Source organism: Congzhengia minquanensis (genome assembly GCF_014384785.1).
In the GTDB taxonomy this organism is placed as follows: Bacteria; Bacillota; Clostridia; order UBA1381; family UBA9506; genus Congzhengia; species Congzhengia minquanensis.
Window position 1 is genome coordinate 337,839 of the sequence record NZ_JACRSU010000001.1, and the last position, 21,044, is coordinate 358,882.

The window sequence follows — 21,044 nt, forward strand, 5'->3', positions numbered from 1 at the left end:
GGAATGTTTCATTTATTAGACAGGATCTCCTGTCCGGAAGATGTAAAGAAACTGAATATAGAAGAAACCCACGTGCTGGCAGAAGAAATCCGCGCGTTTTTAATCGACTCCGTTTCCAAAACCGGGGGCCACTTAGCCTCGAACCTGGGGGTGGTGGAGCTGACTATTGCGCTTCTGCGCGCGTTTGACCTGCCGGAAGACAAAATTGTGTGGGATGTTGGCCACCAGAGCTATGTGTACAAGCTTTTAACCGGCAGACGGGACAAGTTCTCTACCCTGCGAAAGTATGGAGGTTTGGCTGGCTTTCCTAAAACCTGTGAAAGCGAGTTCGACTGTTTTAACACCGGCCATTCAAGCACGTCAATCTCAGCGGCGTTAGGCATTGCCAAGGCCAACATTTTAAAAGGCAGCGACGCTCACACCGTAGCCGTTATCGGCGACGGCGCACTTTCCGGCGGCATGGCCACCGAGGCCCTGTGCGACGCCGGAAACTTGAAAAAGAATTTTATTGTAGTGTTAAACGACAACAACATGTCCATTTCCAAGAGCGTTGGCGGGTTTACCAAGCATTTGACAAAGCTGCGCTCTGTTCCCGCATACTTTACATTTAAATCCCGCATCGAACGGGAGCTTTCCCGCTTTTCCTGGGGGGACAAAATTGCGCTGTTTTTAAAAAAGTTTAAGGATTTAGTAAAACATATTTTAGTGGGCAACACCGTGTTTGACGATATGGGCTTTACCTATTTTGGCCCGGTGGACGGCCACGACGTGGAGATGCTTACCCTGATTTTAAACCGCGCAAAGCTTGTGCGCGGCCCGGTGCTTTTGCATGTGATTACGAAAAAGGGCAAGGGATATAAATTTGCCGAAAAGCACCCGGCGGTTTACCACGGCGTGAGCACCTTTGAAGCGTCTGTGGGAATCAGTTCCGGCAAACGCCACACCACCTATTCGCGGATTGCGGGAAACACCCTGTGCGCTTTGGCTGAACGCGACAATAACATTTGTGTTGTTACGGCGGCCATGTCTGCCGGAACAGGCACAGACGAGTTTGCAGAGCGGTTTTCGCGCAAATTTTTCGACGTAGCTATTGCCGAACAGCACGCGGTGACCTTTGCTGCGGGCCTTGCCATCAGCGGCTTAAAGCCCTTTGTGGTGATTTATTCATCCTTTCTTCAGCGCGCCTATGACCAGATTTTGCATGACGTGTGCCTGCAAAACTTAAACGTTACCTTCTGCATTGACCGGGCGGGCATTGTCGGCGAAGACGGCGAAACCCACCACGGCTTGTTTGACATTGCATATATGTCCGCCATGCCCAACATGACGGTGTTGGCCCCGGCAAGCTTTGCTGAACTGGAGCAGATGATGCGTTTTGCGGCAAGCGGCGCACACCAAGGTCCCATTGCGATCCGCTATCCCAGAGGATACCTCCAGCCGGAAACGAAAACTGACGTTTCCCCCTTTGTTTTGGGAATTCCCCACACCGTGCGCCAGGGAAAGGACGTTTGCATTTTCTGCGCCGGACTTATGCTCACCATTGGCGAGAAAGTCTGTGCACTGTTAAAGGAGCACGGCCTGAACCCCACCCTGGTGAATTTGCGCACCCTATTCCCGTTAAACACCGAGTTTGTAACCCATATGGCGAAAAAACATAAGCTGGTGGTAACGCTGGAAGACGGGGTGGTAAAAGGCGGTTTTGGCGAGTCTGTCGCCGCGGCATTGGCAGAGCGCGAAGTTGCTTGCAAGTGTCTGGTAAAGGGCTATGCACCTGTGGTGCCTCACGGCAGTCCCAAGGAGCTGAAAAAGCTTTGCCGTATGGATGAACACTCTATTGCTGAAGATATTCTAGAAAAGCTGAACCGGAAAGGCGAGATATAAATGAACAAGTTTGAGCTGCTTGCCCCGGCAGGCAATTTAGAACGTTTAAAAGTTGCTCTGGCCTATGGCGCGGATGCGGTATATGCCGGAGGCGATGCATTTTCACTGCGAGTGCGGGCGAAAAACTTTTCCTATGAAGATTTAGCCCGCGGCATTGAATTTACACACAAAAAGGGAAAGAAATTTTATTTAACGGCTAACATCATTTTACATAATGATGATATAGAGGATTTTATTGCATTTTTAAAAGACGCAAACCGCCTATGCCCCGACGGGCTGATTCTCTCAGACCCCGGCGCATTTCACTTGGCAAAGGAGTTTGCGCCCCATATTCCAATTCATATCAGCACCCAGGCAAACAACGTAAATTATGAAACTGTGAACTTTTGGCACAGGCTGGGCGCACAGCGCGTGGTTTTAGCAAGAGAGCTAACGCTCGAAGACGTGAAAACCATCCGTAAAAAAACAGACCCAGACCTTGAGCTGGAAGCCTTTGTTCACGGTGCAATGTGCATCTCTTACTCCGGCAGATGTTTATTAAGCTCCTACATGACGGGGCGTGAATCGAACGCAGGCGACTGCGCTCACCCCTGCCGATGGAACTATACGCTGGAAGAAGAAAAGCGGCCGGGCGAGCACTTTCCCGTGTTTGAAAACCAGCGGGGCACGTTTATTTTTAACTCGAAGGACATGTGCATGATTGAACACATTCCAGAGCTGATAAATTCCGGCGTGACCAGCTTTAAAATTGAAGGACGTGTTAAAACGGAATATTACGTAGCAACCGTTGTGGGGGCTTACCGCAGGGCCATTGACGCATATTTGGAAAACCCTGAGGGCTACCGGTTTCACCCGGAGTGGAAAAACGAGCTTTATAAAGTCAGCAACCGTGGCTACACCACGGGCTTTTGGCTGGGAAACCCGAAAGAAAACGGCCAGGAGTATGAAAACGGCGGATACATCAGAAACTACGATGTGGCGGCCGTTGCAAAAGGCGCTGCGGGTAACGGTAAAACGCTGTTTGTGCAGAAAAACAAGCTGACCCTCGGCGACGAGGTGGAGGTTATGGCGCCAAACACCGCGCCCTTTGCGATTCAAATTACAAACATGACAGATACAGAGGGCAACGAAATTAGCAGCGTTCCTCACCCCATGCAGGAATTTATTCTGGATTTGGGCAGAGATTTGCCCGAATATTCCATGCTGCGAAAGAAAAACTGACGGAGGAGACCAATGTTTGGAACTGAAAACAGACGCGGCGTTTCAAAGGAAGATGCCGCACAAAGAAACTATTTTGATATTTTAGGCAGGCACTTTTGGCACATCTGCGGCGTATCGTTTTGGTTTGCGCTTTCAAACCTTTTGTTTTTCGGCGCATCTATTTATTTGTTCTCCTCTTACTTTGGCGGCGACAATTTGGTAACCATAGTAACAGCGTTTTTAAGCGGCAAATCGTTTATCGTTCCCATTGTGCCCTTTTTGCCCCTTATGCTCACCGGCCCGTTTACCGCCGGGTTCACTTATGTGATTCGAAACTACGCAAAGCAGGAGCACACCTTTATCGTGTCCGACTTTTTTGAACACGCTAAGAAAAACTGGAAGTTTGGGCTTTTAACCAGCGTCTTATCTTACCTTGTAATGTATCTGCTGCTGCAGGCCCTTGTCTTTTACAACGGCTTTTTCATTTCCAGCGGCCTGCCCTTAGGCGTTTTATACACTATGTTTACTGTGGTTTCCATTTTGCTCATCATTATGAGCTTTTACGTATATCCCATTTTAGTTACGTTTAAAATGAAATATAGAACGGTTTTAAAAAATGCGTGGACGTTTGCTGTGCTAAAGCTTCCGCAGAACTTTATTATTTTTGTTTTGCTGTTTGCCATAAACGCCGGGCTGTTTTATCTCTCCTTTTTTGTGTGGATGCTGCCGGAAATCTGGTTTATTCTCATGGCTTTTTTCTTAACGGGCTTTACCGCGTTCACTGCAAACTATTATATTTGGCACGTTTTGGACAAATATATCGTACGGCTGGTGACGCCGAAAAAAGATGACGACCGCATTTTCACCGATGAAGTACATTTGGAAGACGACGATTTTGACGATTATGTGGAGGACAATTATGATGAAAACGATTTTTAAAGCCGCGATTTTTGATTTGGACGGCACGCTGTTAGACTCCATCGGCGACCTTTCACTTTCCATGAATGAAACGCTGGCAAGCTACGGCTTGCCCACCTTTCCCCTGCCGTTCCATAAAAGCGCGGTGGGAAACGGCGTGCGGGCATATGCGGAAAAATGTATCCCTGCCGAAAAAAACACGCCTGAGTTTTTAAATGAGTTTGTTGCGCAGATGGGCGCACGGTATGACAAAAACTGCACCGCCCACACCGCTCCGTTTGATGGAATTCTGCCCCTATTAAATTTTATGAGGGAGCAAAACATAGCCTTAAACGTGCTATCCAACAAGGTGGACAGTTTCGCAAAAACTATGACCCACCACTTTTTTAAAGAATATGGCTTTCAAAACGTTTACGGCGAGCGGCCGGGCGTTCCTAAAAAGCCCGCGCCTGACGCGGCGCTGGCTATTGCAGAAAGCTGCGGAGCAGCTCCTTCCGAGGTGCTTTTCATCGGCGACTCCATTTACGACGTAATGACCGGTAAGAACGCCGGCATGGTTTCGCTGGCGGCGGCCTGGGGCTATCAGAGCGAAGAAATGCTAATAGAAAAAGAACCAGATTTTGTGGCGCACACGCCATTGGATATTATTGACTATTTAAAAGACAGGAGTTAAAACAACATGGCAAACGTAAAACCTTTCCGGGGCCTTCGGTATGACACAAAACGCACAGGCCCGCTTTCCGGCGTTACCACGCCGCCCTATGACATTATTTCCCCTTTAGAACAGGAGATGTATTGCAAAAAGCACAAAAACAGCATCATTCATTTGGAGCTGGGCAAAACCTATGACACCGACACGGACACAAATAACCGCTATACCCGCGCCAGGGACTATTTAAACGACTGGATGGCAGAGGGCATTTTAAAATTTGAAGATGCGCCGGCCTACTATCTGTATGAGGAGATTTTCACCCTTCCTGACGGCAGTGTAAAATCCTTAAAAGGGCTTATCTCGGCGGTGGAGCTGGTGCCGTTTTCTGAAAAAATTGTTCTGCCCCACGAAGAAACGTTGTCAAAAGCCAAGGCCGACCGGTTTCAGTTAATGGACGCAACCCACGCAAATTTCAGCCCGATTTACTTCCTTTATATGGACGAAAAGAAGACAGTGAACCAAATTATTTCAGACGTTTCTAAAAACGCGCCGGAAGAGTCTTTTCAAACTCCCGACGGAATTACCCACAACCTGTGGGTAATAAAAGACAAAGATTTGCTTTCCCAAATTGAAAGCGCGTTTGTCGACAAACAGTTGTTCATTGCAGACGGCCACCACAGATATGAAACGGCCTTAAACTTCCGCGAAAAATTAAAACAGGAGACACCGGGCTTTGACGCGCTCCATGGCGGTAACTTCATTTTGGCCTTTGCCGTTGAAATGGACGACCCGGGGCTGGTTGTGTTGCCCACCCACCGCATTTTGCAGAATTTAGACGGGTTCGATGAAGAAAAAACGCTGACAGCCTTAAGCGAAAACTTTTCCGTTGAAAAACGAACTGCGAAAGACGCAGCAAGCGAAGCAGAAGCGGCCCTTTCAAGGTGCCAGAACGGCACAGCCTTTGCGTTTTACACCGGAAAAGACTATTTTTATCTGGTAACACTTTCCAGCCAAAGCGCCATGAAAGAAGCGCTGCCCAACCGTTCCGATGCTTACCGAGGTCTGGACGTAAGCGTTTTGCACACGCTGATTTTAGACAAAATTTTCGGTATAGACACTGAAAACATGGCAAACCAGAAAAATTTGATTTATACAAAATTTGCCGGCGAGGCAATCGACGCGGTGAAACAGGGCAAGGCACAGTGTTCGTTTTTATTAAACGCAACCAAGGTGCGGCAAATTAAAGATGTGTCGCTGTTAAATGAAAAAATGCCCCAGAAATCAACATATTTTTATCCAAAGTTAATTACCGGTTTGGTTATCAATAAATTTTGAGGAGGTCATTTTATGAAAATCACAAAAGAAGAAGTGCTCCATGTAGCCTCTTTGGCAAGGCTTAAGTTTTCAGACGAAGACGCACAGAAGTTAGAAGCCGACATGGCGGGAATTATCGACTTTGCAGACACACTGGGCGAGTTGGATACCGAGGGCATTGTTCCCACGGCCCACGCCATTCCCATGCAAAACGCGTTCCGGCCGGACGAGGTAAAACCTTCGTTTGACAGGCGGGAAATTTTGAAAAATGCGCCGGACTTCGATGAAGAAGGCTTTATCGTACCCAAAGTCGTTGAATAGAAAGGATTGACTGAAAATGGAGCTTTACAAAAAAACCGCTCACGAACTTCGTGACATGATAAAAAACAAAGAAATTACAAGCGCCGAAGCCACAAAATCCGTTTTGGAGCGGATTGACAGCGTGGAAGAAAAGGTGGAAAGCTATATCACGGTTTGCAGCGAGTCTGCAATGGAGCGCGCGGCCGAAATAGACAAAAAATTAGCTGCGGGCGAAGAGGTCGGCCCGCTTGCCGGCGTGCCCTGCGCCATTAAAGACAATATGTGCACCAGGGATATGCTCACTACCTGCGCCTCGAAAATGCTGTATAACTTCAAGCCCCCCTATAACGCCACGGTGGTAGAAAAGCTTAACGCTGCCGGCACCGTTACCCTGGGCAAAGTGAACATGGACGAGTTTGCAATGGGGTCTTCCACAGAAAATTCTTACTTTAAAAAGACGAAAAACCCCTACGACTTAACCAAGGTACCCGGCGGCTCCTCCGGCGGCAGTGCGGCAAGCGTTGCGGCAGACGAAGCGCCCTTTTCCTTAGGCTCGGACACCGGCGGCTCCATTCGCCAGCCGGCGGCTTTCTGCGGCTGCGTTGGCTTAAAGCCCACCTATGGCAGCGTTTCGCGGTATGGCCTGATTGCCTTTGCCTCGTCTCTTGACCAGATTGGGCCGCTGGCAAAAGACGTTCGCGACGCCGCAATGGTGTTAGACGTAATTGCCGGTCACGACGAAAAAGACTCCACCTCGGTAAACGTCGCACACCCCTGCTATGAAAACGCCTTAACCGGTGACATTCAGGGATTAAAAATCGGCATTCCCGAAGAATATATCGGCGATGGCATTGACGGGGAGGTTTCCTCCGCCATTTACGCTGCAATTGACAATATGAAATCCTTAGGCGCAGAAAGCGAAAACATGAACCTGCCCTTAAACAAATATGCCCTGCCTACCTATTACATGATTTCCTCTGCCGAGGCAAGCTCAAACCTGGCCCGGTTCGACGGCGTGAAATATGGCTATCGTGCAGAGCAATTTGACGATTTGGTGGATATGTACTGCCAGTCCAGAAGCGAAGGCTTCGGCCGTGAGGTAAAGCGCCGCATTATGATTGGAACCTATGCCCTGTCCTCCGGCTATTACGACGCATATTACAAAAAGGCCCAGCAGGTGCGCACCATGATTATGAACGATTTTAACAAAGCCTTTGAAAAATATGACGTTTTGGTTACACCCACCTCGCCCACCACTGCTTTCGGTATCGGTGAAAAAACCACCGACCCGCTCCAAATGTATTTGGCAGACATCTGCACGGTTTCGGTGAACATCGGCGGGCTGCCGGCCATTGTGATTCCCTGCGGATATGACAAAAACGGTCTTCCCATCGGTTTGCAGATTATCGGCAGGCCATTTGGCGAGGCGACCATTTTAAACGCCGCATATGCTTTGGAAAAAACCATCACCAAAATCAGACCGAATTTATAAAAGGGGGCTAACACAACATGAAATACGAAACCGTTATCGGACTTGAAATACACGCAGAGCTGGCAACCAACACCAAAATATTCTGTTCCTGCGAAAACGCATTCGGCGGCGATCCAAACACCCGTGTGTGCCCCGTTTGCTCCGGCATGCCCGGCACCCTGCCCGTTTTAAACAAGCGGGTGGTGGACTATGCCATTAAAGCAGGGCTGGCTATGAACTGTGAAATCACCAAATTTGGAAAACAGGACAGAAAAAACTATTTTTATCCCGACCTACCAAAAGCTTACCAGATTTCCCAGTTCGACCTGCCGCTTTGCCAGCATGGATATATTGACATTAACGTAGAAGGCGAAACGAAGCGCATTGGCATTACCAGAATTCACATTGAGGAGGACGCGGGCAAACTGGTGCACGACGACTATGGAAACACCTCTATGGCGGACTATAACCGCTGCGGCGTACCGCTGATTGAAATTGTGTCGGAACCGGACATGCGCTCCCCGGAAGAAGCCCGTGTATTTTTAGAAACATTAAAATCCATTTTGGAATATACCGAGGTGTCCGACTGTAAAATGCAGGAGGGATCTTTGCGGTGCGACGTGAACGTATCTATCCGCCCCGTGGGCCAGAAAGAGTTTGGTACCCGCTGCGAAATGAAAAACGTAAACTCGTTCAGCGCGGCCTACCGCGCCATGCAGTATGAAGAAAAGCGCCAGGCAAAGGTGTTAGATGAAGGCGGCACCGTTGACCAGGAAACCAGGCGGTGGGACGACATTCACGGTGTGAGCACTGTAATGCGCTCGAAAGAGGATGCCCAGGACTACCGCTACTTCCCCGAGCCGGATTTGGTGCCCATTGTGGTGTCGGACGAATGGATTGAAGTAATCAGAAAAACAATTCCCGAGCTGCCCGAACAGCGCAAAGCGCGCTACATTGCCGAGCACGGTCTGCCGGAATACGACGCGTTTATCATCACGTCGTCCAAAACCCTGGCAGATTATTTTGACGCATGCGTAGCCGCAGGCGCCACGCCGAAAATTGCCTCAAACTGGCTTATGGGCGACATTTCTAAAATTTTAAACGACAAAGAATTAGAGCCGGCAGACATTCCTTTTTCCGCCGGCCAGCTGGCACAAATGATTGCGCTGATTGAAAAAGGCACCATCAGCACCAGCGCGGCGAAAAAAGTACTCTCCGCCATGTTTGAAAACCCGGAAGACCCGGAAAAAATTGTCGAAAAGCTGGGGCTGGTTCAGGTTTCAGACGAAGGGGCCATTAAAGAGATGATTGACGAGGTTTTGAAGAACAATCCACAGTCGATAGCAGACTATAAGGCCGGAAAAGACAAGGCAATGGGCTTTTTAGTGGGGCAGACCATGAAAATGTCCCGCGGTAAGGCAAATCCGCAGATTATCAATAAGCTGTTAAAAGAAGCTCTGGACAACGCGTAGGCAAGCGGCACTGCTCCGCCCTGCGCGGATCAGGCTAAATAACACAAATTATTTCCGTTTCCGGGCATCGTTTTCTGTCCGGAAGCGGATAAATTTTTAACTGAGGAGAAATTTATGCAGGCAAGCACACTTTACCAAAGCATTTATACATATTTTGGAGACACAACGCCCCTTTTGGCCGACTGCGGCGCGCTCTGCGGCAAGGCCTGCTGCGGCGGCGACAGTGGCAACAGCGACGGCAGATTTAACAATGCCGATAGTTTGTGCGACTCCTCCGAGGAAACCGGCATGTATTTGTTTCCCGGCGAAAAACCGCTGTTTTTAAACCGTCCCGGTTTTCAAGTTGTGCCGTCGGAGTTTGTTTATGGCGGCAAACGGGCGGACCTGCTGTTGTGCAGCGGACTGTGCCGGCGGAGTGCACGCCCGCTGTCCTGCCGGATTTTCCCCCTCATTCCCTATTTCCGTGAGAACGCAGGTCTGAAAATTATCATAGACCCCAGGGCCTATTCCCTTTGCCCGCTGACAGAAAAAGAGGCCTATCCCTTTTTAAACCCCAGCTTTCAACGAAAAACTGAGTCGGTGTTCCGCCTGCTCCTTAAATTTTCTGAGGTGCGTGCGTTTTTGGAGGGCCTATCCGATATTTTAGACGACTATTTAAAATTTGAACCAAAGGGGGCAATTCGGATATGACAAACGAAACCATTGCAGCCATTGCAACGCCTCACGGCACCGGCGGCATATCCATCATCCGCATCAGCGGGCCGGACAGCGTAGTTGTGGCCGACAGAGTTTTTCGCGCAAAAAACGGTAAACCGCTAGAGGAAGCCGCCTCTCACACCATTCACTACGGGTTTATTTACGACGGCAATCATGTGGTAGACGAAGTGTTAATTTCCGTTATGCTTGCCCCCAACACCTTTACCCGGGAAAACACGGTGGAAATTAACTGCCACGGCGGATTGGTGGTAACCGAGGCCGTGCTTGCCTGCGTCTTAAAAAATGGCGCTGCTTTGGCCGCCCCGGGCGAATTCACCAAACGTGCTTTTTTAAACGGCCGTTTAGACCTTTCCCAGGCCGAAGCTGTGATTGACGTGATTCATTCGCCCTCCTCCCTTGCCCTGTCCGCCGCGGCAAACCAGCTGGGCGGTGCACTGTCAGATGAAATTAACCAAATTCGGGACGTGGTGTTAGAGGTTTTGGCAAAAATCAACGCCAATTTAGACTATCCGGAGGAGGACGTGGACGAATATGAACCGGGCAGTCTGCTGAAAGACCTTACGAAGGTGCAGGATGGGCTAAATTCCCTTCTTGCAACCGCGAACCGGGGCAGACTAATCCGCGACGGGATTGACACTGTAATATGCGGAAAGCCCAACGTGGGGAAATCCTCCGTTTTAAATTTGCTCGCAAGGGAGTCCCGCGCCATTGTGACGGACATTGCCGGCACCACCCGGGACGTGATTGAAGAGCGCGTCACACTGAACGGAATTGTGTTAAACGTGTTCGACACAGCGGGGATCCGACAGACGGAAGACAGAATTGAAAGCCTGGGAATTGACAAATCGAAAAAATATATTGAAAAGGCCGGCCTTGTTCTGTTCGTGGTTGACGGGTCGCAAGATATCACCCAGGAAGACTTAGACATTTTTGAAACAATTCGGGATAAAAACGTAATTGTGCTGCTGAATAAATGCGATTTAAACTGCATAAAAACCGGCGGCGCGTTTGACGGTGCAGACGCGGTGGCAATCTCCGCCAAAACAGGCGAAGGGTTAACCGCACTGACCAATAAAATTGAAGAAAAGTTTCAGCTGGGCGTGTTGTCCGCTGAAAACCGAGCAGTTTTAACTAACCTCAGACACAAAGAGGCGGCACATAACGCTTTAGCGGCTGTTTCGCGTGCTGCGGCGGCTTTAAATGCCCAGGTGCCTTACGACTTGGTGTCCATCGACATTACCGACTGTGCGGCGCATTTGGGCGAAATTACGGGTAAAACCGTATCGGAAGAAGTGGTGGACAAAATATTTGCCCGGTTTTGTCTGGGAAAATAGTATATTATAGTCCAGACAGCAATAAATTAAATAGTGACATGCTATCATATCTTCCCCTTGAAAGGATGACAGAACTTGAAGGAAATTAAGAAACAATCGTTTATGGAGGGCGCGGCGGTTTTGGTTGTTGCCCATTTGGTTGTAAAAATAATCGGCGCATGCTTTAAAATACCTTTAGCCAACATTTTGCACGAAACGGGAATGGCCTTTTTCACCCGGGCCTATAATCTCTATGCCGCCATGTTCGTTATGGCGACAGCTGGTCTGCCTGTGGCCGTTTCCAAAATGGTGTCGGAAAGCCTGGCCAAAAAAAACTACGGCGAGTCGAAAAAAATTCTCAGAGCCGCGGTAATTTTGCTCACCATCATCGGTGCGGCAGGTACCTGCGTGCTGTTTTTCGGTGCGCGCCCCTTTGCCGAAGGAGCGTTTAACTCACCCGGCTCTTATCTTAGCATTGTGGCCATTTCTCCCGCAATTTTGTTCATCTCTATGCTGTCAGCTTTCCGGGGCTATTTTCAGGGCCATTCCAACATGATTCCCACAGCCTATTCCGAGGTGTTAGAGTCGGTTGCAAAGCTTGTTATCGGCCTTGCAGGCGCTTACTTTTTAATGTCGGTTTCTGTGGAACTGGCAGCGGCGGGTGCGGTGTTCGGCGTAACCCTGGGCGGCCTCTTTGCCCTGCTGTTATTGGTGTTTTTCTACTATAAAAACAAAAGAAGCACCCCATCTTACAACACAACTGCGGCTCGCTCCACCAGCACAATTTTTGTAAAGCTCTTAACCATTGCCGTGCCCATTACCATTGGCGCGGCGGTGATGTCGTTAACCAACGTTATCGACACGTTTATGATAGGAAACCGGCTTCAGGCAATTTCTGTTACGCCGGATTTGTTCCGCACACTGACGGAGTTTTTCGGTGTTAACCCGCAAGACGCCATGGTGGGGGCCAACATCTCTCACGAGGCAGCGGATGTGATGTATGGCTCCTATTCGGGCTATGCCATGTCTTTGTTTAACCTGCCGCCCTCCATTGTCACGTCCATCTCCATGAGCATTGTGCCTGCCATTTCCGCGGCGTTGGCAATCAGCAACAAATCTCAGGCTAGGTTGCTCACCGAGTCCTCCATTCGGATTACGACGATTTTCTCCCTGCCCTGCGCCATTGGCCTGGCTGTTTTATCCACGCCGATTTTAATTTGCCTTTATAATAATGCCCGGGCACAGGACACGCTGACGCTCCTTTCCCTGGCAATTGTGTTTGTTTGCACCGTTTCTGTTTCCACCGCCATTTTGCAGGCGGCGGGCCACGTGTTTATTCCCGTGCGCAACATGCTCATCGGCGGACTGTTCAAGGTGGTTTCAAACTATGTTTTAATTGCCGTGCCTGCCTTAAACATTGGCGGTGCTCCGGTCAGCACCTTTTGCTGTTACCTCTTAATTGCAGGTTTGAATCTTATGTCCATCAAAAAAATTATAAAGCCAAATTTCAATGTGCGGGATTTTATTATCAAGCCTTTCATATCGGCCTTGATTATGGGGCTGATTGTATATCTGTCGTTTAACGTGGCGGCGGGACTTTTAGGTTGCCCCTTAATTGATTTGTCCGTTCAGTTCGTGCCGCAAAACGCGCCTGTTACCCCTGTGCTCTCCAGCGTTCGGTTTAAAATCATCATTGCACTGGGAATCTCCATCTTTATCGGTGTAATTGCCTATGGCGCGGCCATTCTTTTGCTCCGGGCTGTTCAAAAAGAAGACATTGAAATGCTTCCAAAGGGCAAAAAAATTGCAATATTTTTGCAAAAACATAAGATTTTATCGTAAATTTCACATATGCTAACGAAAAAAGTGCAGAAATTGAGGAAAAAACAATGAATTTTACAAAAAAGGACTATACTTTTGAGGATTTAATTGATATAATGAAAGTACTACGAGGTGAGAACGGTTGCCCTTGGGACAGGGCGCAGACCCACCAGTCCATTAAATATTGCCTCTTGGAAGAAGCATGCGAAGCAATGGAGGCATTGGACGAAAAACAACCGGACAATTTTGCCGACGAATTGGGCGATGTTTTGCTTCAGGTCGTATTTCATTCTGAAATGGCGGAAGAGGAAGGCAACTTTTCCATTCAGAATGTTTTAAATCACATTTGCAAAAAGTTGATTTCCCGTCATACACACATCTTTGGAAACGACAAAACGAACAACACCACAGAAGCATTGGACCTTTGGGAGGAGAATAAAAAAGCGGAAAAGGGCCTAAAGACCCAGACAGAGCTGATGCGCGACGTTTGTTCCTATCTGCCTGCTTTAATGCGCGCCCAAAAGGTGCAGAAAAAAGCTGCCCAGGTGGGGTTTGACTGGGATGATTTCACCGGAGCATTTTGCAAGCTCACAGAGGAAGTAAACGAGCTGAAAGCTGCAGCGGCAGAACAAAACGCAGAGCATATGGAAGAGGAACTGGGCGACCTTTTGTTTTCTGCAGTGAATGTGAGCCGTTTTTTAGAGGTGAATCCGGAGGAGGCTTTAAAAAAGGCTACCGATAAATTTTTAGCGCGTTTTGAAAAAATGGAGCGCGCCGCTATAACGTCCGGCAGGGATCTAAACGGCATGACCCTCGCCGAGATGGACGAATTGTGGAACCAGGCAAAAGACGGGCGGATTTAATTGTTTATTTTATAGCCGTTTGGCTATATTAAGATTATTATACTAATAGGAGGAAGTAAAATGAACAAGACAGAATTAGTGTCGGCTATGGCTGAAAAGGCTGACGTAACGAAGAAAGACGCGGAAAAGGTGCTCGGCGCTTTTATCGATGTTGTGGGAGACGCATTAAAGAAGGGTGACAAAATCCAGCTTGTAGGATTTGGTACCTTTGAAACAAGAGAAAGAGCCGCAAGAGAAGGCAAAAATCCTCAGACAGGCGAGAAGATTAAAATTGCTGCCTGCACAGTACCTGCTTTTAAGGCTGGCAAAGCGTTAAAAGACTTAATTGCAAAATAAAATTGTAACCGAAAAAGAAGGGAACAGCAAAAGCTGTTCCCTTTTGGTTTTTAATAAGACCCCCTTCCGCAATGCGGAGGGGGGCGGTTTGGTTTCTACTTTGCCAGAAGATTTTTCAGCGCAGCGCCCTTCCAGCGGTTTATTCTGCCGTGAGGTACTCCCGGGTAAACAGGCCGTTTTTCATCGCTGGTGAAAGTTGCGGTAAAGCCGGCGTTTCTTAAGGCGCGGTCTGTATCTGTGTTGTAAATCCCATTCGGATAGGACAGCACAGCCACCTTTTTTCCTATTATTTTTTCGAGAATATTTGCGCTCTTTAAAAAGTCATCTGCTATCGGATTAGGATTTTTGCTGTCAAAACTTTGCTTGAGTTCAGAAACAGGCATGTTGTGTAAGCTATAAGAATGGCTGCCGATTTCCACCACATCTAATCTTGAAAGCGCAGACAGGTGTTCTTTGGCGATGTGGTCTTCCATGCCGATTTTTGAACCGATTACAAAAAAAGTAGCTTTGGCGCCATACCGTTCCAGAACAGGCTTAGCAAAATAAAAATCGCTTTCATATCCGTCGTCAAAAGTCACGGCAACATAGTTCCCCCGAGGCCTCTTACCGCTTAAAACATCGTCAACTTCAGAGGCAAAACAAAACGTATAGCCGTTTTCCTTTAAAAATCGGATATCCTCCTCAAATGTTTTTGAAGAGATGCAAAATGCATTGTTGGCATCAGCCGGGTCGTCTGAAATTTTGTGATACATCAGAACCGTTACACTGCTTTTCCCAGCAGGCTGCGGAGCATTTGACACAGCGTGCACAGCAGCGCTGACCGGCGCTGCGGAAAACAGCAGGGACGCCGCAACCAGAAATGCTGCAAGCTTTTTCAATGCTTTTCCTCCTTCACAGCAATTCAACAGGTCAGAATTCTGTTATTCCGTAAATGTGTAAACCGCACCGGGCACAAATGCGTCAAAATCACCCAGCGAATGGTTCACGCGGCTGATGGAATAAATAAACTCATCCGGGCCGCGGCCTGTTCTTCTCCACAGCTCAATTGCGGTGTCGGTAACCTTGATGTAAGAATTCGCATATTCACCGGTGGGAATTCTTAAAACAGGCGAGCCGTCGGCGTTATATGCCGGCTTTCCGTCAATATATTTCCACTCAATGATGTTAAAAGGATTGCTCGCCATGGGATAGTTTGCAAGATCTGTTCCTAAATCCATCCAATTCACATATCTCCACTCCACATTGGGCGTAGCCTTGCCATTGGTGTAACGATAAACTCTGGGCGTATCGTTTCTGCCGTCTAAAACCAGGCCGTTCACAACCAGATACTGATATTGCCTGTAAGGCTCCTCCATCTCATAGGACAGCGGCGTCCATGCAACTTTCGCGCCGCCATACCGAACAACATCCCAGTCCCAATTCCAGCCTTTATCGCTGTTTGCAAGATACAGCGCGGCAACATCCTTTGTGGGATTGTCGTTGTGGAATGACGGACCCGTAACAAATTTCGACTGAATGGCCCCCACCTGCGATGCAATTTCCTCATCAGACACAACATACTGACCATTGACGTCAATAGCGCTTAAATTAGCGTTGTGGAAAAACGTTCCTTCGGCGATTTCCCGGGTGTTATAGTCATAGTCAAAAATTTTGTTATTTACGCCAAAAGTTTCATACATGGCTGCTACCTCAGGCGAAACAAACCTTCCGTTTAAATCGAAATTGGCAACGCCAAACGCCTGAAAGGAGTAGGAAACCTGAGCATTGCGGTTGGTAGGCGAAAGCAGCACTGCTTCTACACTTTCATTTTCGCCAAAATCCCACGACCAGCCTTTGCCGGGAATGTTTGTCTGCTGGCGCTGATAAATTCTGTGGCCGCCTGTTGCCGGATCGACACAAACTTCCCACATGTAGTCCTTAAACCGGGTTTCCCACTGGGGAAACTGATTATTATAACGGGTAATTTTCTGATATGTACCTTCCAAATAGAGCCTGTCGTAGCCGGCATGAGGATAGTTATACTCATACCCTTCAAACCGCCACTCCACACTTTCCGGTGAAACGGGATCAATTTTCGACTTTGACGTGAAATAGCCGTTTACCTTTTCGTTGTAAATTTTACCAATGTTGTTCAGGTCTCTTGTGTCATATCCTGCAAAGTACCACTCTGCAGAAGCAGAAACCGAACCGAAAGCCATTGCCGCGGCAAGAAAAACGGCAATTCTTCTCTTTTTGAATTGCATATGAATTCCTCCCATAATGAATTTAAATGATTTTTTCTTCTAAACGGACTGTGTATTTTATTTCCGTTCATCAAAAACCTTATTCAGATTATAGCATACAAAAATTCCATTGTCAACACATTTTGTGTTATTTTTTTATATTTAAATTCATTTTGTTTCATAATAATGTTATCAAAAATTTGTTATGCTATAATGAAGTGGGATTATTCTATCTTGGGAGAAACAATATGTTTAGTGAACGTCTTCGCTTTTTGCGGGAAACCACCGGGTTGTCACAAATTGAATTAGCCAAAAAAATTGGCGTTGCCGCTTCGACCTACCGGAATTATGAAAACACATCCCGGGAGCCAAATTACGACACTTTGGTAAAAATTGCGTCGGTTTTGGAGGTAAGCACTGATTTTCTGCTTGGCGCCCAGCAGTCCGAAGCGCAAAACGACCGTCTGATGCTGGCCATTTCCCAGCTTCCGAAAGAGGCCATGCCTTATCTCTATGACTATGTGAACTATCTCGGATTTAAATATCGTATTATAGATGGAAAAAAAAAGTAAAGGGAACAGCAAAAGCTGTTCCCATTTTTTTGTTGCTATTTTACCGTTACGGTTGTTGCAGTGGTTTTTAAAATGCCCTGTTCAATAAAGTAATAGGTGATTTCTGCTGTTCCCGGCGCCCGGGCGGTTATCACGTTGTTCTCCACCGTCGCAACCTGTTCGTTGCTGCTTCTTGCATACATTTCCAGTCCGTTTACGGTGTAAAACGCATTTTTTACAGTGAAGCACACAGGATTGTTTAAAACGCTTTCACCGGTTGTAAGCGTTAAACTTTCAACGTTTTCGACCCTCTGCAGGCCATATTTAAAATTTTGCCGATAGCCGGCCGTAATGCCCGACCGGTTAATGATATCTAACGCTTCCTCCGGCAGGTGTCCCTCAGAGATTAAAATTGCCGGCTCGTAAACGCAGTTTGTTCCCCTCATTAAGTCGTTGGTGGTGGTAGCGTAGTTTTGGGAATATGTGTTGTCGTGAATGGAGGATGTGTGCACATGCAGCCATCTTGGTTCTAACACAGTGCTTCCGCTGCCTCGCCAAACCGGATTCGGTGAAAGGTCAATCACATTTTTTGTCAGCGACCAGAAAGCCGAGCCTTCGTCTGTGTAAAGCGCGCCATACTGGTTTCCTACATCGTAAATATAGTTTTCGCTGATAATGTTGGGGTTTTCCCAGGTTCCGCCGGTCATCCCCAGCGTATAAATAGCGCCGCCGTCAAAAATTCTGTCGTTCATCACATCATGAATATAGTTGTTCACAATTTTTAAGTTCACCGTTCCGGCGCCGCTTTCCTCTAACGACGCCCAGCCATATCCGATATGCATACCGCTGTAGGGCATGCCATAAAGCTCGTTGTTGGCAATGGTGGTGTTCTTCGGAAAGCCAGCCGAAATGGCTGCGGCGGACATAAAGTCCACCCCGATTTTATGAATATAGTTGTTCTCTATGGCGTTATCCGTGATAAAATACTCCGAATCGGTGGGATTTACCACCTGGCTGTTGTCCGATTTATTCTGGGGATCTCCAAGATTTACCGCCCCGGCTGAAAGCTCATAAAACTCGTTTCCCACGATGTTACAGCCCTGGATCGCGTCTGTCAGCCTCAGCGCCGTCGTACCCAGACGGTTAAAGTCGCAGTTTGTAAAATTAACGTTATGAGCGTTTTTCACCTCAACGGCCCCGTCCACAAGCCGATCTCCGTTCTGGCGGATATGGTTGTTCTGCGCGTCGGAATGTCCGTTTTCCGTGCTGGGCCGATTCCAGGTGGAATAGGCAAATTCAATGTTGTCAAAGGAAATGTTTTTAATAGGTTCTGAAACCGATTTTCCCTCAATGGCAACCAGCTTTTCTGTTGTAGGCAAAATTACCCGGGCCGTGTCTAAATTTTCAAAGAAGCGGGGCTTGTAATAAACATACCCATCAACAGAATCCAAATACCACTCGCCCTCTTCGTCTAAAAGCTCTAAAGCGTTTTCAATATATTGCGGCACGGTTACGCTGGTGCCGCCCTTGTTGCTCATGGCTTTCCAGCCAACTGCGTCCATAACTAAGGTGATGGTTCCGTCGCCGTTGTCCTGAATTTCCGACACCTGGCACCTGGGGTTGGTCCACTTTTCATAAAACACCAGTTCAATGTCGTCAATGCGGCGGAAATCTTTTAAAGAAACATCTGAGGTTTTAATTCCCAGCGGCGTTGTTCCGTCTTCTGTCTTCACGTTCTGAGCGTTTTGCAAGGGGCCTTCATTTCTGGCTTTAACGGCCCGCACACCATTTACAAACAGCTGGCGCGACATGGTTCCCACCGGCACCCTTGCCCGGTAAATCCCTTTGTTCTCGTCATACAGCTGAAATCCTGTTACGTCGGTTCCGCCTGTGAACTGCGCACGGTCGGTTTTATAAAGGGAGGTGTAAACCAAGTTTACGGATTCGCTGTAGTCCCGCTCGCCAAATTGCAGTGTGCTAGAAATTTTATATTCACCGGGATAAAAAACTACATAAACGTCTGTCTGTGCAGTCTTAATCAAATTCCGAACTTTGTTTTTTGCCTGGGACAGCGTGGCCAAAGGCGCTTCAAGCGAGCCGGAATTAGACGATTTTCCGTTCACCGGATCTACATAAATATAAGTTCCGCCCTCTGTTTTTTCTATTTTGTCCTCCGCTTTTAGCGGGCTTAAAGACGTCTCACCCCACAAAAACAGTTTCGCGCTTTTTGCTTCGCCGTCTGCGTTCACGGCCAGTTCGGCGGAAGCTTCGCCGGCTTCATTTATTGTGCATAGTTTCTGGGTTGTTTCTAAAAGCTGTCCGTTTTTCCCATAAACCGCCGCCACCGCAAGGAGCGTGCCCTCCTCCGGGTTGTCTGTTAAGTAAGAAACCGTTCCTGTCAGCTGTTTTATGTCTTCATTCCAAATGTTTTCACGAAACTCCGCAACAGCCTTTTTTGCATAATCAGAAGACACAGGTTTTGTAATGTGGATGTCCGTTGTCACAGGCTTCCCTACGTTTCCATAATCGTCTGTGGCCTGCACCACAAGTTTAAGCGAATTTAAGTTCACCTTTGGACCCAGCAGACTGTGAAATTGGCTGGTTGGCTCTTTACCGCTTTTCACAATTGCATAGTCTCCCTCAAAAGGAACAATCACCCGATAAACGCTGTGGCTTACCAGCCCGCCGCTGACCGAGGCATATCCGCTCACGCTTCGCGTTTCAATTACGCCGGAAAGATAGCTTACACTGTTTAAAATGTCACTCTGACCCAGTTCCGTAACCGTCAGCTCGTCCACCGCATAGGAAACCTGCTGCTGGCCGTCTCCCGCTCTGAAATAGAAATTGGGTTTTACGCTGTCTTCCGTCATTAAACTGTTGCTATACGTCATTTCATAACGCTGCCACTCCTCGGAGAGATAGAGATTATTGGGGTCCGTGATATACTCATAATTCGGAACGTTCTGATCCGTCTTCCGCTTCGACCGGTCTAAAATAAACTGCATCTTTTGTCCAACCGCCTCGGAACTGGTAGCCTTGGCCCAGAAAGACACAGAATAGCTTCTTCCAAAGCGAATATCCACCTCCGGCTGCGTAATGGTTCCCCAGTTTGACTTGACGCGAATATTCACCGCCGAACCGGTGCCGTTTGCCCCAGGAGTTATTTTTGTAACTTCAGCCGAATTGCCAAAACTCCAGCCGTTTAAAAAATCCTCGTCCTCAAAACTGCCGTTTGTGATGAGCTCGCCTTCTTGGGGAACATATTTTTCCCGCGGCATAATCACAAAATCGTCCATGACATATTCAATTACGCCGGAGGCCATTGTCTCACTCGGTCTACCTGAACCGATGCGAATTTCTGTCGAGCCGATGGGAATGGTTTCAAAGTCCCCGCCGCCAACCTTTCTGCCCATACCGTCACATTCAAAAACTGCCGATACCTTCACCCACTTGTCTTTTTGAAGGCCCGCGTTTTTCACAGCTATGTCGCGGTACAAAGACGTTTTTCCGTCCTCTTTCGACAGGTTATAAATAATAAAGTGCACCTCGTCCTTTAAAGGGGTTTCCGCTACCTTAATCCACACGGAAATGTCGTATGTATAGTCCTTTTTAGAACCGAAGTCATAGCTCACCGAGCCAAAATCCGAGCTGGTTTTCACATGCATGGCACCTTTTGAATTTCCTGCCGTGTCGCCTGCCGTTACCTCTGGCTTGGTGGTTGCTCCTACCACCTTTGCCGTTTCCCCCAGTGTACCGTTTTCATAGTCCTCCAAAACGAACATTGCGCTATCCGTTGCCGCATCCTCGCCCAAAGCAGGTATTACCGGAAAAAGCGGCAAAATCAATGCCAAAATCAAACACCAAACAACTTTTTTCATTTATACGTCTCCCTTCTGAATACATATTTTATAATGTCATTATACCATTTTAAGGACAGCCCGTGCAACACATATCTTGCTGTGTTCCAGTCCATTTTATGATAAATCTTGCACGTTTTCATTTTAGAATAAATT

General features: G+C 47.8%; 17 protein-coding genes. 14 read left to right on the forward strand and 3 right to left on the reverse strand.

Features of this window, described 5'->3' with window-relative positions; all coding sequences use genetic code 11:
* Nucleotides 1-3 precede the first annotated feature (3 nt).
* From dxs to H8698_RS01700, 13 genes are all read left to right on the forward strand, one after another.
* Complete coding sequence (dxs, locus tag H8698_RS01640; RefSeq protein ID WP_249310890.1) at nucleotides 4-1,881, forward strand: 1-deoxy-D-xylulose-5-phosphate synthase; 1,878 nt, start codon at nucleotides 4-6, stop codon at nucleotides 1,879-1,881.
* A complete protein-coding gene (locus H8698_RS01645; RefSeq protein WP_249310891.1) occupies nucleotides 1,882-3,102 on the forward strand; it encodes a peptidase U32 family protein in 1,221 nt (406 codons plus the stop codon).
* Between the two features lie 12 nt (nucleotides 3,103-3,114).
* Nucleotides 3,115-4,020, forward strand: coding sequence for a YesL family protein (locus H8698_RS01650; RefSeq protein ID WP_249310892.1), 906 nt, complete (start codon nucleotides 3,115-3,117; stop codon nucleotides 4,018-4,020).
* Complete coding sequence (locus tag H8698_RS01655; RefSeq protein WP_249310893.1) at nucleotides 4,001-4,672, forward strand: HAD family hydrolase; 672 nt, start codon at nucleotides 4,001-4,003, stop codon at nucleotides 4,670-4,672. The genes H8698_RS01650 and H8698_RS01655 overlap by 20 nt, the downstream gene beginning before the upstream one ends.
* 6 nt (nucleotides 4,673-4,678) lie before the next feature.
* Nucleotides 4,679-5,986, forward strand: a complete 1,308-nt coding sequence (locus tag H8698_RS01660; protein WP_249310894.1) for a DUF1015 domain-containing protein — start codon at nucleotides 4,679-4,681, stop codon at nucleotides 5,984-5,986.
* A gap of 12 nt (nucleotides 5,987-5,998) precedes the next feature.
* Nucleotides 5,999-6,286: an Asp-tRNA(Asn)/Glu-tRNA(Gln) amidotransferase subunit GatC gene (gene gatC, locus H8698_RS01665; protein ID WP_249310895.1), complete on the forward strand. Its 288-nt coding sequence runs from the start codon at nucleotides 5,999-6,001 to the stop codon at nucleotides 6,284-6,286.
* 16 nt (nucleotides 6,287-6,302) lie between these two features.
* The gene (gene gatA, locus H8698_RS01670) at nucleotides 6,303-7,757 is read left to right on the forward strand and encodes an Asp-tRNA(Asn)/Glu-tRNA(Gln) amidotransferase subunit GatA (protein WP_249310896.1); all 1,455 of its coding nucleotides are present in this window, start codon (nucleotides 6,303-6,305) and stop codon (nucleotides 7,755-7,757) included.
* A 17-nt stretch (nucleotides 7,758-7,774) separates the two neighbouring features.
* Entirely contained in the window at nucleotides 7,775-9,208 is a 1,434-nt protein-coding gene (gene gatB / locus H8698_RS01675; RefSeq protein ID WP_249310897.1) for an Asp-tRNA(Asn)/Glu-tRNA(Gln) amidotransferase subunit GatB, read from the forward strand.
* 114 nt (nucleotides 9,209-9,322) lie between these two features.
* Nucleotides 9,323-9,898: a hypothetical protein gene (locus tag H8698_RS01680; RefSeq protein WP_249310898.1), complete on the forward strand. Its 576-nt coding sequence runs from the start codon at nucleotides 9,323-9,325 to the stop codon at nucleotides 9,896-9,898.
* Nucleotides 9,895-11,259, forward strand: a complete 1,365-nt coding sequence (gene mnmE, locus H8698_RS01685; RefSeq protein ID WP_249310899.1) for a tRNA uridine-5-carboxymethylaminomethyl(34) synthesis GTPase MnmE — start codon at nucleotides 9,895-9,897, stop codon at nucleotides 11,257-11,259. Before H8698_RS01680 ends, mnmE begins: the two co-directional genes overlap by 4 nt.
* A 75-nt stretch (nucleotides 11,260-11,334) precedes the next feature.
* Complete coding sequence (locus tag H8698_RS01690; protein ID WP_249310900.1) at nucleotides 11,335-13,080, forward strand: putative polysaccharide biosynthesis protein; 1,746 nt, start codon at nucleotides 11,335-11,337, stop codon at nucleotides 13,078-13,080.
* A gap of 47 nt (nucleotides 13,081-13,127) precedes the next feature.
* Nucleotides 13,128-13,922 (forward strand): nucleoside triphosphate pyrophosphohydrolase, encoded by a 795-nt coding sequence (mazG, locus tag H8698_RS01695; protein ID WP_249310901.1) that lies wholly within the window; start codon nucleotides 13,128-13,130, stop codon nucleotides 13,920-13,922.
* Between the two features lie 60 nt (nucleotides 13,923-13,982).
* Nucleotides 13,983-14,258 carry an HU family DNA-binding protein gene (locus H8698_RS01700; protein ID WP_177677378.1) on the forward strand — a complete coding sequence of 92 codons (276 nt, stop codon included), beginning with the start codon at nucleotides 13,983-13,985 and terminating at the stop codon, nucleotides 14,256-14,258.
* A gap of 95 nt (nucleotides 14,259-14,353) precedes the next feature.
* Here H8698_RS01700 and H8698_RS01705 read toward each other — a convergent pair whose 3' ends face one another.
* Both H8698_RS01705 and H8698_RS01710 read right to left on the reverse strand, forming a co-directional pair.
* A complete protein-coding gene (locus H8698_RS01705; RefSeq protein WP_249310902.1) occupies nucleotides 14,354-15,136 on the reverse strand; it encodes a polysaccharide deacetylase family protein in 783 nt (260 codons plus the stop codon).
* A 42-nt stretch (nucleotides 15,137-15,178) separates the two neighbouring features.
* Nucleotides 15,179-16,501 carry a hypothetical protein gene (locus H8698_RS01710; protein ID WP_249310903.1) on the reverse strand — a complete coding sequence of 441 codons (1,323 nt, stop codon included), beginning with the start codon at nucleotides 16,499-16,501 and terminating at the stop codon, nucleotides 15,179-15,181.
* Between the two features lie 227 nt (nucleotides 16,502-16,728).
* Here H8698_RS01710 and H8698_RS01715 point away from each other — a divergent pair, with 227 nt between their 5' ends.
* Complete coding sequence (locus tag H8698_RS01715; protein ID WP_249310904.1) at nucleotides 16,729-17,052, forward strand: helix-turn-helix domain-containing protein; 324 nt, start codon at nucleotides 16,729-16,731, stop codon at nucleotides 17,050-17,052.
* Nucleotides 17,053-17,087: 35 nt separating this feature from the next.
* Here H8698_RS01715 and H8698_RS01720 read toward each other — a convergent pair whose 3' ends face one another.
* On the reverse strand, nucleotides 17,088-20,909 hold the full coding sequence (locus H8698_RS01720) for a carbohydrate binding domain-containing protein (protein ID WP_249310905.1): 3,822 nt from the start codon (nucleotides 20,907-20,909) through the stop codon (nucleotides 17,088-17,090).
* Between the last annotated feature and the right edge of the window lie 135 nt (nucleotides 20,910-21,044).

Bases quoted from the DNA above. Each gene is read 5' to 3' on its own strand.
- dxs (WP_249310890.1), top strand. From the start codon at position 4: ATGTTTCATTTATTAGACAGGATCTCCTGTCCGGAAGATGTAAAGAAA.
- H8698_RS01645 (WP_249310891.1), top strand. From the start codon at position 1,882: ATGAACAAGTTTGAGCTGCTTGCCCCGGCAGGCAATTTAGAACGTTTA.
- H8698_RS01650 (WP_249310892.1), top strand. From the start codon at position 3,115: ATGTTTGGAACTGAAAACAGACGCGGCGTTTCAAAGGAAGATGCCGCA.
- H8698_RS01655 (WP_249310893.1), top strand. From the start codon at position 4,001: ATGATGAAAACGATTTTTAAAGCCGCGATTTTTGATTTGGACGGCACG.
- H8698_RS01660 (WP_249310894.1), top strand. From the start codon at position 4,679: ATGGCAAACGTAAAACCTTTCCGGGGCCTTCGGTATGACACAAAACGC.
- gatC (WP_249310895.1), top strand. From the start codon at position 5,999: ATGAAAATCACAAAAGAAGAAGTGCTCCATGTAGCCTCTTTGGCAAGG.
- gatA (WP_249310896.1), top strand. From the start codon at position 6,303: ATGGAGCTTTACAAAAAAACCGCTCACGAACTTCGTGACATGATAAAA.
- gatB (WP_249310897.1), top strand. From the start codon at position 7,775: ATGAAATACGAAACCGTTATCGGACTTGAAATACACGCAGAGCTGGCA.
- H8698_RS01680 (WP_249310898.1), top strand. From the start codon at position 9,323: ATGCAGGCAAGCACACTTTACCAAAGCATTTATACATATTTTGGAGAC.
- mnmE (WP_249310899.1), top strand. From the start codon at position 9,895: ATGACAAACGAAACCATTGCAGCCATTGCAACGCCTCACGGCACCGGC.
- mazG (WP_249310901.1), top strand. From the start codon at position 13,128: ATGAATTTTACAAAAAAGGACTATACTTTTGAGGATTTAATTGATATA.
- H8698_RS01700 (WP_177677378.1), top strand. From the start codon at position 13,983: ATGAACAAGACAGAATTAGTGTCGGCTATGGCTGAAAAGGCTGACGTA.
- H8698_RS01710 (WP_249310903.1), bottom strand. From the start codon at position 16,501: ATGCAATTCAAAAAGAGAAGAATTGCCGTTTTTCTTGCCGCGGCAATG.
- H8698_RS01715 (WP_249310904.1), top strand. From the start codon at position 16,729: ATGTTTAGTGAACGTCTTCGCTTTTTGCGGGAAACCACCGGGTTGTCA.
- H8698_RS01720 (WP_249310905.1), bottom strand. From the start codon at position 20,909: ATGAAAAAAGTTGTTTGGTGTTTGATTTTGGCATTGATTTTGCCGCTT.